Source organism: Enterobacter sp. BIDMC 26 (genome assembly GCF_000534435.1).
GTDB lineage: Bacteria > Pseudomonadota > Gammaproteobacteria > Enterobacterales > Enterobacteriaceae > Enterobacter > Enterobacter ludwigii.
This window is the reverse complement of sequence record NZ_KI973182.1, coordinates 3,393,880-3,406,797: the sequence shown is the minus strand read 5'-3', so window position 1 is coordinate 3,406,797 and position 12,918 is coordinate 3,393,880. Positions and strand designations below refer to the sequence as shown.

Sequence of the window (12,918 nt, the reverse complement as noted above, 5' to 3'; positions counted from 1 at the left end):
TCAGAGCATTTTTCTCCGGTTCGGCGTTACATTACCTCTACCCTATCAGAGTCTGAAGTCTTCCCCAAGGTAGACACGCTTAACATGATCATCTTCGAGGATCTGCTGCGGCGTACCGTGGGCGATCAGATTGCCCTGGCTCACGATGTATGCGCGTTCGCACACGGCCAGCGTTTCACGGACGTTATGGTCAGTGATCAGTACGCCAAGCCCGCTGTCGCGCAGATGCTCAATGATACGTTTAATGTCGATAACGGAGATGGGGTCAACGCCTGCAAACGGTTCATCCAGAAGGATAAATTTCGGGTTTGCAGCCAGCGCACGCGCAATCTCAACGCGACGGCGTTCACCGCCGGACAGCGCCTGACCGAGGCTGTCGCGCAGATGTTCGATATGGAACTCTTCCATCAGCTCGTTAGCCCGGTCCTGGCGCTGTTCACTGGTCAGATCGTCACGAATTTGCAGGACGGCCATCAGGTTATCAAAGACGCTCAGGCGGCGGAAAATGGAGGCTTCCTGCGGCAGATAGCCGATACCGCGACGCGCACGCGCATGCAGCGGCAGAAGACTGATATCTTCATCATCAATGACGATGTTGCCCGCATCGCGCGACACAATGCCAACGACCATGTAGAAGGTTGTGGTCTTGCCCGCACCGTTAGGGCCAAGCAGGCCTACAATTTCGCCGGAGTTGACGGTCAGACTGACATCTTCTACGACACGGCGGCCCTTATAGGCCTTCGCGAGATTTTTTGCAGTTAATGTTGCCATAACGAATTAGTTACTCTTCTTCTGTGCCGGGGCCTGACCCTTACCTTTGTCCTGCAGCTGCGACGGAACCAGCACGGTGGTTACGCGTTTGCCTTTCTCGCTGGAGGCCTGCATTTTTTGCTCTTTCACCAGATAGGTGATCTGGTCGCCGGTGATGTTGCTGTCCAGCTGTTCCAGATAAGCGTTACCGGTCAGGATGACCAGGTCCTTCGCCAGCTCATAGTGCATATGCGTGGCGCGGCCTTTCACGGGTTTGCCGTTATCCTGCATCTGGTAGAAGGTTGCCGGGTTGCCATAGCCATCAATGATCTCTTTGCCTTGCTCGCCACCGGGACGGGTAACGACCACTTTGTCGGCGTTGATTTTGATGGTGCCCTGGGTCATGACGACGTTACCGGTAAAGGTAACGACATTACCTTGCATATCAAGCGACTGCGTGTCGGACTCGATATGGATAGGCTGGTCAGTATCGCCCGTTACAGCAAGCGCGGGAAGACTGGTCGCCAGCATCGCACTGGCGATAATTACTTTAAGGCTGAGTTTGTTTGTTTTGAATTTCATAGGAGGTTCTAACCTTTTCAATCAGCTCGGCGTTTTTGCTGCGTAAGTTCCCGCGCATTCTTAAACCGCTGGAATTAAATGTTGTGCCATACAGTGTGACCAGATCCTGCGACGTCACGTCCTGGGTCACGAGGTTGATCTGTGCATTATCCGTCGTGATTTTGCGCAGTTGTGAGTCAGCGGTCAGGGCGTTGACTTCAACGTGGCCATACAGATAAAGCATACGGTCATTCGTCAGTTTTGCCCGGTCAGATTTAATCGACCACGTCGGCACTTTGTCTTTATCAAACGTGGTCATGACGGGCTGGGTAAACCACGAAATACCGTCATCTGAAAAATATTCAACATGCTGGGCAATCAGGCGATAGTTCAGCGCACCTTCCGGGCTGTAGACCACGGTGTCACTGTGATCGCTTTTATAAGTTGGCTCGCTCGTATTGACCACTTCCGTCTGCGTATCGTCGCGATCGGCAAGGTTCACGCCAATCAATACCAGTGCGACAAGCGAAAGCAGAATGATAACCCAACGTCTGGTTTTACTCATATCGATTGCCCTTTGGCCTCATCAAGCTTGCCCTGCGCCAGCAAAAGCAGATCGCAGACTTCACGTACGGCACCACGGCCACCGTTGATATGGGTGACATAGTCAGCGCGCGGGATCAGCAGCGGATGCGCATCGGCCACGGCGATACTCAGACCGACTTCAGCCATCACCGGCCAGTCAATCAGATCGTCCCCGACATAGGCCACGTTTTCCGGCGCGACAGCCAGTTTACCCAGTAAATCGTTGAACGCCGCCATCTTATCGGACTGACCCTGATACAGATGGGTAATGCCTAACGTTTCACAACGGTCTTCTACCAGTTTAGCTTTCCGACCGGTGATGATGGCAACGTCGATGCCTGATGTGAGCGCACAACGAATACCGTAGCCATCGCGAACGTTAAACGCTTTCAGCTCTTCACCATTATTGCCCATGTAAATCAGGCCATCAGAGAGTACCCCATCCACATCCAGGATGAGCAGGCGAATGTTTTCCGCCTTTGCCATCATATGGGTACTGACCGGACCATAACAGGTTGCAAGGGATGCACCCGCATTACTCATTGTCTTATCCTTCATTACACTACGCCTGCGCGCAGCAGATCATGCATATGTACCACACCCAGCAACTGGTCGCCATCGGCAACCATCACTGAGGTGATATGACGGGACTGCATCAGGTTCAGCACATCCACCGCCAGCGTGCCCGGACGAACACGGATACCGCCGGACGTCATCACATCAGCGATGCCCAACGTGCGAACATCAACACCCTTGTCGAACACGCGGCGCAGGTCGCCATCGGTGAAGATCCCCTGGATCTTCATCAGGTCGTCGCACACAACCGTCATACCCAGATTCTTGCGGGTGATCTCCAGCAGCGCATCGCGCAGGGAGGCCTCTTTACTGACGTGAGGGATCTCATCGCCAGTGTGCATAATATCGTTAACCCGAAGCAGAAGCTTACGCCCGAGCGCGCCACCTGGGTGGGAAAGCGCGAAATCTTCCGGGGTAAAACCGCGGGCTTCCAGCAACGCAACGGCAAGCGCATCGCCCATGACCAGCGCAGCGGTCGTGCTGGACGTTGGAGCAAGACCCAGCGGGCAGGCTTCTTTAGGCACTTTCACGCACAGGTGAATATCCGCCGCGCGCGCCATGCTACTTTCCGGGCGGCTGGTCATGCAAATAAGCGGAACCCGCAGCCGCTTCAGCACGGGGATCAGCGCCAGGATCTCATTAGACTCACCGGAGTTCGACAGCGCGATGACGATATCCTGCGGCGTTACCATGCCCAGATCGCCGTGCGCGGCTTCCCCCGGGTGTACAAAGAAGGAAGAGGTTCCGGTGCTGGCAAACGTTGCCGCCATTTTGCGCCCAATGTGACCGGACTTGCCCATGCCCATCACCACGACTTTACCGGCACAGTAGAACATCTTCTCACATGCCAGACTAAAATCCTGATTAATGTACTGATCTAACTGCGCCAGACCTTCACGTTCAATCTCCAGAACCTCTTTGCCTGCTTTCTGAAAGTCAAAACCCGGCTGCAATTCTATTTGCGACATAATGCGTTTCCGTTTACCCAGAGAGAAGAGGCGAAAGCCAGTACAGCATCGCCATCCATACGATAAATCCACCCGTCAGCAGCGCCCCTGCGCCTTTTCCGATCTGTCGTTGCCGCCGCCAGCAGAGCAGGGCAAAAATGACGCTGACCAGCAACATCACCCCGTAATCGCGTGAGAATGCCAGGGGGTTAAAAGGCCCGGGCGTTATCAGGGCCGGCAGGCCCATCACGATGGCGATATTAAAAATGTTTGAACCGATAATATTGCCTATGGCAATGTCATCTTCACCTTTACGTGCCCCTGCGATAGCGGTGGCAAGTTCCGGCAGACTGGTGCCAATGGCAATGACCGTCAGGCCAATGGTGAGCTCACTCATGGCGAAATAGTTCGCCAGCACCGTGGCGTTATCGACGACCATGCGCGTGGCCATCGGCATGATGATCAGCGCGACGCCGAGCCACAGCAGCGCCACAGGCAGCGTGCCTTCACGCGGGAGTTCGGCGACCTGCTCTCGCGTCAGGCTATCCTGGCCCTGTTTTTCTGCCAAACGGGCGATTTTAACACTATACAGCAGCCAGATAACGGCCAGCGCCAGCAAGAAAATGCCGTCACCGTAGCTCAGTACGCCATCATAAAATACGCACCCTGCCAGCAGGCTTACGATTAACATTAGCGGCAATTCACGGCGCAGAACATCAGAATGCACGCGAAATGGATGGAGCAGGGCCGCCAGGCCAAGGATCAGTAAGATATTGACGATGTTGGAACCAATCGCGGTGCCGACGGCAAGGTCTAACTGACCGTGCAGTGATGCCGTGACAGAGACGATGATTTCAGGAAGCGAGGTGCCGACACTGACCACGGTCATCCCGATGACGACAGGCGGTACGCCAGTCAGGCGGCACAGGATAGATGCAGCAAATACCAAACGGTCAGCACTGTAGACCACCAAAAGTAAACCAATTATTAACAGTGCTGTTGCTAAAAGCATCAAAAGTCCTTTCTTCAGGTATACTCGTCGGTCCATCGCGCAGGAATGGAATGGCAGGACTGCATACAGTCTGAGGCGTAACGAATTCCTAATTTTGACTTTATGCGCCGGAAAAGTAAAACAAATGCCAGCTTTCGCTAACCTCAACGGCTAATATTCTGTAAAAATGCTGAGTTTAGGGCTGATTCAGTCTGCATGCTTAACGTGAGCAGGGTAAGAAAGGAACCATAAATGAGCCACACTATGGCGAATTTAGTTGATGTCCGGGGTGTGAGTTTTTCTCGCGCCAACAGATTGATATTCGATGATATTTCGTTGACCGTACCGCGTGGCAAGATCACTGCCATCATGGGGCCGTCCGGGATCGGTAAAACGACCCTGCTGCGCCTTATTGGTGGCCAGATCCCACCCGATAGCGGTGAAATCCTCTTTGACGGCGAAAACATCCCCGAGATGTCACGATCGCGCCTGTATACTGTTCGTAAACGCATGAGTATGCTTTTCCAGTCGGGAGCGTTGTTCACGGACATGAACGTCTTTGATAACGTGGCTTATCCGCTGCGCGAACACACCAGTCTGCCGCCAGAGCTGCTGAAAAGTACGGTGCTGATGAAGCTTGAAGCCGTGGGGCTGCGAGGGGCTGCAAAACTGATGCCCTCAGAGCTGTCCGGCGGTATGGCACGCCGCGCTGCGCTGGCACGCGCCATCGCCTTAGAACCCGATTTAATCATGTTCGACGAACCGTTCGTCGGGCAGGACCCTATCACGATGGGCGTGCTGGTGAAGCTCATCTCTGAACTGAACAGCGCGCTCGGCGTAACCTGCATAGTGGTTTCTCACGATGTACCGGAAGTGTTGAGCATCGCCGACTATGCCTACATTGTGGCAGACAAAAGGATCGTCGCGCATGGCAGCGCTCAGGCGTTGCAGGAAAACTGCGATCCGCGTGTACGGCAGTTCCTCGACGGCATTGCGGATGGGCCTGTGCCGTTCCGCTACCCGGCGGGCGACTATCGTGACGATTTACTGGGAATAGGGAGTTAAGCCACTGATGCTGTTAAATGCATTGGCCGCTCTTGGACACCGTGGCATAAAAACCATCAGGACGTTCGGGCGCGCCGGATTGATGTTGTTCAACGCGCTGGTCGGCAAGCCGGAATTTCGTAAGCATGCACCGCTACTGGTGCGGCAGCTCTATAATGTCGGCGTGCTGTCGATGCTCATCATAATTGTCTCCGGTCTGTTTATCGGCATGGTGCTGGGGCTGCAGGGCTACCTCGTTCTGACGACCTACAGCGCCGAAACCAGCCTCGGCATGCTGGTGGCGCTGTCGCTGCTGCGTGAACTGGGGCCGGTGGTGGCGGCGCTGTTGTTCGCCGGGCGTGCAGGGTCGGCTTTGACCGCTGAAATTGGCCTGATGCGTGCGACCGAGCAGCTTTCCAGCATGGAGATGATGGCGGTCGACCCGCTGCGTCGCGTGATCTCGCCACGCTTCTGGGCGGGGGTGATTTCCTTACCGCTCCTGACAATTCTCTTTGTCGCCGTGGGTATCTGGGGCGGCTCGCTGGTTGGCGTTCACTGGAAGGGCATCGATGCAGGCTTCTTCTGGTCGGCCATGCAGGATGCCATCGATCTGCGAATGGATCTGGTTAACTGTCTGATTAAAAGCGTGGTATTTGCCATTACGGTCACCTGGATCGCCTTGTTCAATGGCTATGATGCGATCCCGACCTCGGCGGGCATCAGCCGTGCAACTACACGTACTGTCGTACATTCGTCGCTGGCCGTTCTGGGTCTGGATTTTGTGCTCACCGCACTGATGTTTGGGAATTGAGTTCATGCAAACGAGAAAAAATGAAATTTGGGTCGGCGTGTTCCTGTTACTGGCGTTGCTGGCCGCGCTGTTTATCTGCCTGAGAGCGGCGGATATCACGTCTGTGCGCACCGAGCCGACTTATCGCATTTATGCGACCTTTGATAACATCGGCGGGCTGAAGGCGCGCTCGCCGGTACGTATAGGCGGGGTGGTCATCGGGCGCGTCTCTGACATTACGCTTGATGAGAAAACCTATCTGCCGCGCGTGTCGATGGATATTGAAGAGCGTTATAACCATATCCCGGACACCAGCTCGCTTTCTATCCGCACGTCCGGCCTCCTGGGTGAGCAATATCTGGCGCTTAACGTCGGTTTTGAAGACCCGGAGCTGGGAACGACTATCCTTAAAGACGGTAGCGTAATCCAGGATACGAAGTCCGCGATGGTACTGGAGGATATGATTGGTCAGTTCCTTTATAACAGTAAAGGAGATGATAAGAAGTCCGACGCTGCCCCTGCGCAGAGCGAAGATCCTGCCAGTGTCGCACCGACACCAGGCACGACGAATTAATTTCAGGAGAAGTCATTCATGTTTAAACGACTGTTAATGGTTGCCATGCTGGTCATTGCCCCTCTCACCGCGGCGCATGCTGCGGATCAGAGTAACCCGTACAAACTGATGGATGAGGCTGCGAAGAAGACCTTCGACCGGCTTAAAAACGAACAGCCGAAAATTCGTTCCAATCCTGATTATCTGCGCGACGTGGTTGATCAAGAGCTGCTGCCGTACGTGCAGATCAAATATGCGGGTGCGCTGGTTCTGGGCCGTTATTACAAAGACGCGACCCCGGCGCAGCGCGACGCCTATTTTGCCGCGTTCCGTGAATACCTGAAACAGGCTTACGGTCAGGCACTGGCGATGTATCACGGTCAGACCTATCAGATTGCGCCAGAGCAGCCGCTGGGCGACGCGACTATCATTCCTATCCGCGTCACGATTATCGATCCTAACGGCCGTCCGCCAGTACGCCTGGACTTCCAGTGGCGTAAAAACAGCCAGACCGGTCACTGGCAGGCCTATGACATGATTGCGGAAGGGGTGAGCATGATCACCACTAAACAGAACGAGTGGAGTGACCTGCTGCGCACCAAAGGCATTGATGGCCTGACCGCACAGCTGCAGTCTATCTCGCGTCAGAAAATCTCTCTGGACGAGAAGAAGTAATGTCGGATCAACTGAGCTGGTCGCGTGAGGGTGAGACGTTGAAGCTGACGGGTGAACTCGACCAGGATCTGCTGAACCCGCTCTGGGACAAACGTTTTGAAGCAATGCAGGGCGTGACGGTTATCGATCTGAGCGGCATTTCACGGGTGGACACGGCAGGCGTCGCGCTGCTGGCCCATCTTGTTGCCGTGGGGAAAAAGCAGGGGACAAGCGTTACGCTGCACGCGGCGAGCGATAATGTGGTCACCCTGGCCCAGCTCTATAATCTCCCTCAGGACGTACTGCCTCGTTAATATTTTCAGTGCGTTACTTCTGAAAGCCCTGACAGATTCATCGTCGGGGCTTTTTGCTTGTTTAAGACGACGCCACTTTGCTCTAAGATGTTGGGCTTGTTTTCACTATCAGATGATTAAGAACCCATGGAAAATCATGAAATCCAGACAGTGCTGATGAATGCACTCTCCCTTCAGGAAGCCCACGTCACTGGCGATGGCAGTCACTTCCAGGTTATTGCTGTGGGTGAGATGTTCGACGGTATGAGCCGTGTGAAGAAACAGCAGGCTGTGTACGCGCCGCTGATGGAATACATTGCGGATAACCGCATCCACGCCCTGTCGATTAAAGCGTTCACCCCTCAAGAGTGGGCACGCGATCGCAAACTAAACGGTTTTTGAGTTGTGGGCGACACGCCCGCAGCACGGTTGAATTTATAAGAGAGCACACAATGGATAAATTTCGTGTACAGGGGCCAACGCGTCTCCAGGGCGAAGTCACAATTTCTGGCGCAAAAAATGCCGCGCTGCCCATCCTCTTTGCTGCGCTGCTCGCGGAAGAGCCGGTAGAAATTCAGAACGTACCGAAGCTGAAAGATATCGACACCACCATGAAGTTGCTCAGCCAGCTGGGCACCAAAGTTGAGCGTAACGGTTCCGTCTGGATCGACGCCAGCAACGTAAACAACTTCTCTGCACCTTACGATCTGGTGAAAACCATGCGTGCATCCATCTGGGCGCTTGGCCCGCTGGTGGCACGTTTTGGTCAGGGTCAGGTTTCCCTGCCGGGTGGCTGCGCAATCGGCGCACGTCCGGTTGATCTGCACATCTTTGGCCTGGAGAAACTGGGCGCCGAGATCAAACTCGAAGAAGGTTATGTTAAAGCGTCTGTGAATGGCCGCCTGAAAGGTGCGCACATTGTCATGGACAAAGTGAGCGTTGGTGCCACCGTCACCATCATGTCTGCGGCAACGCTGGCAGAAGGTACTACCATCATCGAAAACGCCGCGCGTGAACCGGAGATTGTGGATACCGCGAACTTCCTCGTGGCGCTGGGTGCGAAGATCACCGGCCAGGGCACCGACCGTATCACCATCGAAGGCGTTGAGCGTCTGGGCGGCGGCGTGTACCGCGTCCTGCCAGACCGTATCGAAACCGGGACGTTCCTGGTTGCTGCCGCGATTTCAGGCGGGAAAATTACCTGCCGCAACGCGCAGCCAGATACCCTGGATGCGGTGCTGGCGAAACTGCGTGACGCAGGCGCTGATATCGAAATCGGTGAAGACTGGATCAGCCTGGACATGCACGGCAACCGTCCAAAAGCGGTAAACGTGCGTACAGCTCCGCATCCTGCTTTCCCGACCGATATGCAGGCGCAGTTCACCCTGTTAAACCTGGTGGCGGAAGGGACGGGGTTCATTACCGAGACCATCTTTGAAAATCGCTTTATGCACGTACCGGAACTGATCCGTATGGGCGCACATGCTGAGATCGAGAGTAATACCGTGATTTGCCACGGCGTTGAGAAACTGTCTGGTGCTCAGGTGATGGCAACCGATCTGCGTGCATCTGCAAGCCTGGTGCTGGCGGGTTGTATTGCGGAAGGGACGACGGTCGTTGATCGTATTTATCACATCGATCGTGGCTATGAACGTATCGAAGATAAACTGCGCGCGTTGGGTGCGAATATCGAGCGTGTGAAGGGCGAGTAATCGTTCCGGCAGCCCCCTGCCAGAAATGACCGGGGGGTTGCTGTTCCTGTCAAAAAAACCGCTATTCCTGCGGGTCTTTCTTCACTTTCCTCTGGCGGATCATGCGCGATCTGTCGATAAATTCATGGGTAATGGGATCGTGGTAACGCGAAGGCCAGATCACCCACGGATGCGTATCCAGCGCCGTCGCAATGATCAACTCTCCCTTCGGCCAGGGGCGCGTCAGGGCATTTGCCAGGGTTGAAGAACTCAGGCCATGGCGGCGAGATTCCGCAGCCAGTGATGTGCCTTTTTTGCGCAGTGCCGCAATGATATCTGCTGTGTGCCAGTCGATAAATTTCGTGTCCATAACGCTGTCCTTAAGTTCGGATTCACTTACGCCATTTCGTCTGAAACGACTGGCCTTACTATACCCATTTCAATTTCTTGTTCTAAAAAGTTCGCGTTACTGGTAGGGATATTCAGAATAAGGCATGGCTTTATTCATGCGGTCTGTAAACCGGTGCGTTTACGTGAAAGAGGAATATACAGGTGTGTACTGGAATCTCCCCGCGAGGGCCGCGGGGAGGGGAGAGCAGGATTAACGGTCGCGCTGAACGGCGATATGGGCAAGGCCAATGAGCGCATCGCGCCATGGGCTATCCGGGATGACCTGAAGTGCGGCGATGGCTTTATCCGCCTCTTCTTCGGCACGTTGACGTGTCCAGTCCAGCGATCCGCAAATGGCCATTGTTTCCAGCACGGGTTCCAGAAGATGACGACCATTTCCCTGCTCGATCGCTTCACGGATCATTTTCGCCTGGTCGGCTGAACCGTTGCGCATCGCATGGAGTAGCGGCAGCGTCGGTTTGCCTTCGTTCAGGTCATCACCCACGTTTTTGCCGAGCGTTTCGCCGTCTGCACTGTAATCCAGCAAATCATCAATCAGCTGGAATGCGGTACCCAGATAACGGCCATAGTCCTGCAGCCCTTTTTCCTGGGCTTCGCTACAACCAGCCAGAATGCCGGAACACTGTGCAGCCGCTTCAAACAGGCGCGCAGTTTTGCTGTAAATCACGCGCATGTAGTTTTCTTCGGTGATGTCAGGGTCGTTGACGTTCATCAGCTGAAGCACTTCGCCCTCAGCAATCACGTTAACGGCTTCAGACATGACCTCCAGCACTTTCAGCGAACCCAGGCTGGTCATCATCTGGAAGGCACGGGTATAGATAAAATCCCCCACCAGGACGCTGGCAGCATTGCCAAAGGCGGCGTTGGCGGTGGCTTTACCCCGGCGCATGTCTGATTCATCCACAACATCATCATGAAGAAGCGTCGCAGTGTGAATAAATTCGATCAGTGCCGCGATCGTGACGTGAGCATTTCCCTGATAGCCGACGGCTCGGGCAGCCAGGATGGCAATCATTGGGCGAATGCGTTTACCGCCGCCGCTGACGATGTAATAGCCCAACTGATTGATCAGCTGAACGTCAGAATTGAGTTGCTCCAGGATTGCTGCATTCACACCCGCCATATCTTGCGCGGTTAACTCGTTGATTTTTTCTAAATTCATCGCAAAAGCCGGGCTTTTTATCCTGTTTATCCCATCTTCAATGGGGTAACGAAGGGTTAGGTTTATCAATAGTAGTGCTGATTGTACTGAAAAAACGGCTCAGATAAACGTTACCTTACGCGTTGTGTTTTTTTTCTTCATGTATTGATGGTAGCACTTGTCAAAGGCTCGCGTTTTGCGTAATATTCGCGCCCTATTGTGAATATTTATAGCGCACTCTGATTCATACGAGGATGTGCGCGGAAGCGGAGTTTATATGTACGCGGTTTTCCAAAGTGGTGGTAAACAACACCGAGTAAGCGAAGGTCAGACCGTTCGCCTGGAAAAGCTGGACATCGCAACTGGCGAATCTGTTGAGTTCGCAGAAGTTCTGATGATCGCAAACGGTGAAGAAGTCAAAATCGGCGTTCCTTTCGTTGATGGCGGCGTTATCAAAGCTGAAGTTGTTGCTCACGGTCGTGGCGAGAAAGTTAAAATCGTTAAGTTTCGTCGTCGTAAACACTACCGTAAGCAGCAGGGCCACCGTCAGTGGTTCACTGATGTGAAAATTACTGGCATCAGCGCCTAAGACCTGAGGAGAGATTTAAATGGCACATAAAAAGGCTGGCGGCTCCACACGTAACGGTCGCGATTCAGAAGCTAAACGCCTGGGCGTTAAGCGTTTCGGTGGCGAATCCGTTCTGGCGGGTAGCATCATTGTTCGTCAACGTGGCACCAAATTCCACGCTGGCAACAACGTAGGTTGCGGTCGTGACCACACTCTGTTTGCTAAAGCAGACGGTAAAGTGAAATTTGAAGTTAAAGGCCCGAACAACCGTAAATACATCAGCATCGTTGCTGAGTAAGGTTTTCTCGGTCCGGTAACGGATTAAAGCCCCGCAACCTGTTGCGGGGCTTTTTACATTGGAAACCCGGTAATTTTTTCTGTAGGGAAAACGGGCATGAAGCAGCAGGCCGGCATTGGTATTCTTTTGGCGCTCACGACCGCAATGTGCTGGGGTGCGCTGCCAATTGCAATGAAGCAGGTACTGGAAGTGATGGAGCCGCCAACGGTGGTGTTTTATCGCTTTCTGATGGCAAGTATCGGCCTTGGGGCCATCCTCGCGATCAAAGGTAAGCTTCCGCCGTTGCGTATCTTCCGTAAACCGCGCTGGCTGGTGTTGCTGGCTATCGCGACGGGTGGCTTGTTCGGTAACTTCATACTGTTCAGTTCTTCCCTGCAGTATCTTAGCCCCACGGCGTCGCAGGTGATTGGTCAGCTTTCACCGGTCGGCATGATGGTCGCCAGCGTCTTTATCCTCAAGGAGAAGATGCGTGGCACGCAAATTATCGGGGCGAGCATGTTGCTCTGTGGTCTGGTGATGTTCTTCAACACCAGTCTGATAGAGATTTTTACCCGACTGACGGATTACACCTGGGGTGTGATCTTCGGAGTGGGAGCAGCAACGGTTTGGGTGAGTTATGGCGTCGCGCAAAAGGTGTTATTGCGTCGTTTGGCCTCACAGCAGATCCTCTTTTTGCTGTACACTTTGTGTACAATAGCATTATTGCCGTTAGCAAAACCGGGTGTGATTACCCAGCTTAGCGACTGGCAACTGGCGTGCCTCATTTTTTGTGGGCTGAACACGCTGGTCGGTTATGGCGCGCTGGCCGAAGCGATGGCGCGCTGGCAGGCAGCACAGGTGAGCGCACTCATTACGCTTACCCCGCTGTTTACGCTGTTATTTTCAGATTTGTTATCAATGGCCTGGCCCGATGTCTTCGTCAGACCGATGCTCAACATGTTGGGCTATCTCGGTGCGTTTGTCGTGGTTGCGGGCGCGATGTATTCCGCCATTGGTCATCGTCTTTGGGGGCGTTGGCGCAAAAATGAAGCGGTCGTAGTAGTCCCCCGCTCAGGCGAATGAGTT

At 54.0% G+C, this 12,918-nt stretch carries 18 protein-coding genes; 10 read left to right on the top strand and 8 right to left on the bottom strand.

Annotation, left to right across the window (positions count from 1 at the left end; genetic code table 11):
- Positions 1-45: 45 nt before the first annotated feature.
- The 6 genes from lptB to L462_RS07365 are packed head-to-tail and all read right to left on the bottom strand — an operon-like array spanning position 46 to position 4,431.
- Positions 46-771 carry an LPS export ABC transporter ATP-binding protein gene (lptB, locus tag L462_RS07340; protein ID WP_014171816.1) on the bottom strand — a complete coding sequence of 242 codons (726 nt, stop codon included), beginning with the start codon at positions 769-771 and terminating at the stop codon, positions 46-48.
- A 6-nt stretch (positions 772-777) separates the two neighbouring features.
- Positions 778-1,332 (bottom strand): lipopolysaccharide ABC transporter substrate-binding protein LptA, encoded by a 555-nt coding sequence (gene lptA, locus L462_RS07345; protein ID WP_020883526.1) that lies wholly within the window; start codon positions 1,330-1,332, stop codon positions 778-780.
- Positions 1,301-1,876 carry an LPS export ABC transporter periplasmic protein LptC gene (gene lptC / locus L462_RS07350; protein ID WP_014171814.1) on the bottom strand — a complete coding sequence of 192 codons (576 nt, stop codon included), beginning with the start codon at positions 1,874-1,876 and terminating at the stop codon, positions 1,301-1,303. The genes lptA and lptC overlap by 32 nt, the downstream gene beginning before the upstream one ends.
- Positions 1,873-2,439 (bottom strand): 3-deoxy-manno-octulosonate-8-phosphatase KdsC, encoded by a 567-nt coding sequence (gene kdsC / locus L462_RS07355; RefSeq protein ID WP_014171813.1) that lies wholly within the window; start codon positions 2,437-2,439, stop codon positions 1,873-1,875. Before kdsC ends, lptC begins: the two co-directional genes overlap by 4 nt.
- 14 nt (positions 2,440-2,453) lie before the next feature.
- Entirely contained in the window at positions 2,454-3,440 is a 987-nt protein-coding gene (kdsD, locus tag L462_RS07360; RefSeq protein ID WP_032679050.1) for an arabinose-5-phosphate isomerase KdsD, read from the bottom strand.
- Positions 3,441-3,453: 13 nt separating this feature from the next.
- A complete protein-coding gene (locus tag L462_RS07365) occupies positions 3,454-4,431 on the bottom strand; it encodes a calcium/sodium antiporter (RefSeq protein ID WP_020883528.1) in 978 nt (325 codons plus the stop codon).
- Between the two features lie 231 nt (positions 4,432-4,662).
- On the opposite strand from L462_RS07365, the gene mlaF reads away from it, so the two are divergent.
- The 7 genes from mlaF to murA all read left to right on the top strand — a co-directional run bounded on the left by mlaF (position 4,663) and on the right by murA (position 9,456).
- Positions 4,663-5,475 carry a phospholipid ABC transporter ATP-binding protein MlaF gene (gene mlaF, locus L462_RS07370; RefSeq protein WP_032679048.1) on the top strand — a complete coding sequence of 271 codons (813 nt, stop codon included), beginning with the start codon at positions 4,663-4,665 and terminating at the stop codon, positions 5,473-5,475.
- Positions 5,476-5,482: 7 nt separating this feature from the next.
- On the top strand, positions 5,483-6,265 hold the full coding sequence (mlaE, locus tag L462_RS07375) for a lipid asymmetry maintenance ABC transporter permease subunit MlaE (protein ID WP_010436044.1): 783 nt from the start codon (positions 5,483-5,485) through the stop codon (positions 6,263-6,265).
- Positions 6,266-6,269: 4 nt separating this feature from the next.
- Complete coding sequence (gene mlaD, locus L462_RS07380) at positions 6,270-6,818, top strand: outer membrane lipid asymmetry maintenance protein MlaD (protein WP_025202923.1); 549 nt, start codon at positions 6,270-6,272, stop codon at positions 6,816-6,818.
- Positions 6,819-6,836: 18 nt separating this feature from the next.
- A complete protein-coding gene (gene mlaC / locus L462_RS07385) occupies positions 6,837-7,472 on the top strand; it encodes a phospholipid-binding protein MlaC (RefSeq protein ID WP_014171807.1) in 636 nt (211 codons plus the stop codon).
- Entirely contained in the window at positions 7,472-7,765 is a 294-nt protein-coding gene (mlaB, locus tag L462_RS07390; RefSeq protein WP_014171806.1) for a lipid asymmetry maintenance protein MlaB, read from the top strand. Before mlaC ends, mlaB begins: the two co-directional genes overlap by 1 nt.
- 126 nt (positions 7,766-7,891) lie before the next feature.
- A complete protein-coding gene (gene ibaG, locus L462_RS07395) occupies positions 7,892-8,146 on the top strand; it encodes a BolA family iron metabolism protein IbaG (protein ID WP_008501458.1) in 255 nt (84 codons plus the stop codon).
- 50 nt (positions 8,147-8,196) lie between these two features.
- Positions 8,197-9,456, top strand: a complete 1,260-nt coding sequence (murA, locus tag L462_RS07400; RefSeq protein ID WP_020883531.1) for a UDP-N-acetylglucosamine 1-carboxyvinyltransferase — start codon at positions 8,197-8,199, stop codon at positions 9,454-9,456.
- Between the two features lie 61 nt (positions 9,457-9,517).
- On the opposite strand, the gene sfsB is transcribed toward murA, so the two are convergent.
- Together sfsB and ispB are read right to left on the bottom strand one after the other, a co-directional pair.
- Positions 9,518-9,805, bottom strand: a complete 288-nt coding sequence (sfsB, locus tag L462_RS07405) for a DNA-binding transcriptional regulator SfsB (protein WP_014171802.1) — start codon at positions 9,803-9,805, stop codon at positions 9,518-9,520.
- A gap of 231 nt (positions 9,806-10,036) precedes the next feature.
- Complete coding sequence (gene ispB, locus L462_RS07410; protein WP_020883532.1) at positions 10,037-11,008, bottom strand: octaprenyl diphosphate synthase; 972 nt, start codon at positions 11,006-11,008, stop codon at positions 10,037-10,039.
- 256 nt (positions 11,009-11,264) lie between these two features.
- Here ispB and rplU point away from each other — a divergent pair, with 256 nt between their 5' ends.
- From rplU to L462_RS07425, 3 genes are all read left to right on the top strand, one after another.
- Positions 11,265-11,576: a 50S ribosomal protein L21 gene (gene rplU, locus L462_RS07415; protein WP_003025032.1), complete on the top strand. Its 312-nt coding sequence runs from the start codon at positions 11,265-11,267 to the stop codon at positions 11,574-11,576.
- A gap of 19 nt (positions 11,577-11,595) precedes the next feature.
- The gene (rpmA, locus tag L462_RS07420; RefSeq protein WP_004385076.1) at positions 11,596-11,853 is read left to right on the top strand and encodes a 50S ribosomal protein L27; all 258 of its coding nucleotides are present in this window, start codon (positions 11,596-11,598) and stop codon (positions 11,851-11,853) included.
- A gap of 96 nt (positions 11,854-11,949) precedes the next feature.
- Entirely contained in the window at positions 11,950-12,915 is a 966-nt protein-coding gene (locus L462_RS07425; protein WP_014171799.1) for a DMT family transporter, read from the top strand.
- Positions 12,916-12,918: the final 3 nt, after the last annotated feature.

Bases quoted from the DNA above. Each gene is read 5' to 3' on its own strand.
- mlaB (WP_014171806.1), top strand. From the start codon at position 7,472: ATGTCGGATCAACTGAGCTGGTCGCGTGAGGGTGAGACGTTGAAGCTG.
- lptB (WP_014171816.1), bottom strand. From the start codon at position 771: ATGGCAACATTAACTGCAAAAAATCTCGCGAAGGCCTATAAGGGCCGC.
- ibaG (WP_008501458.1), top strand. From the start codon at position 7,892: ATGGAAAATCATGAAATCCAGACAGTGCTGATGAATGCACTCTCCCTT.
- mlaE (WP_010436044.1), top strand. From the start codon at position 5,483: ATGCTGTTAAATGCATTGGCCGCTCTTGGACACCGTGGCATAAAAACC.
- mlaD (WP_025202923.1), top strand. From the start codon at position 6,270: ATGCAAACGAGAAAAAATGAAATTTGGGTCGGCGTGTTCCTGTTACTG.
- ispB (WP_020883532.1), bottom strand. From the start codon at position 11,008: ATGAATTTAGAAAAAATCAACGAGTTAACCGCGCAAGATATGGCGGGT.
- mlaF (WP_032679048.1), top strand. From the start codon at position 4,663: ATGAGCCACACTATGGCGAATTTAGTTGATGTCCGGGGTGTGAGTTTT.
- murA (WP_020883531.1), top strand. From the start codon at position 8,197: ATGGATAAATTTCGTGTACAGGGGCCAACGCGTCTCCAGGGCGAAGTC.
- L462_RS07365 (WP_020883528.1), bottom strand. From the start codon at position 4,431: ATGCTTTTAGCAACAGCACTGTTAATAATTGGTTTACTTTTGGTGGTC.
- rplU (WP_003025032.1), top strand. From the start codon at position 11,265: ATGTACGCGGTTTTCCAAAGTGGTGGTAAACAACACCGAGTAAGCGAA.
- lptC (WP_014171814.1), bottom strand. From the start codon at position 1,876: ATGAGTAAAACCAGACGTTGGGTTATCATTCTGCTTTCGCTTGTCGCA.
- rpmA (WP_004385076.1), top strand. From the start codon at position 11,596: ATGGCACATAAAAAGGCTGGCGGCTCCACACGTAACGGTCGCGATTCA.
- mlaC (WP_014171807.1), top strand. From the start codon at position 6,837: ATGTTTAAACGACTGTTAATGGTTGCCATGCTGGTCATTGCCCCTCTC.
- kdsC (WP_014171813.1), bottom strand. From the start codon at position 2,439: ATGAGTAATGCGGGTGCATCCCTTGCAACCTGTTATGGTCCGGTCAGT.
- kdsD (WP_032679050.1), bottom strand. From the start codon at position 3,440: ATGTCGCAAATAGAATTGCAGCCGGGTTTTGACTTTCAGAAAGCAGGC.
- L462_RS07425 (WP_014171799.1), top strand. From the start codon at position 11,950: ATGAAGCAGCAGGCCGGCATTGGTATTCTTTTGGCGCTCACGACCGCA.
- lptA (WP_020883526.1), bottom strand. From the start codon at position 1,332: ATGAAATTCAAAACAAACAAACTCAGCCTTAAAGTAATTATCGCCAGT.
- sfsB (WP_014171802.1), bottom strand. From the start codon at position 9,805: ATGGACACGAAATTTATCGACTGGCACACAGCAGATATCATTGCGGCA.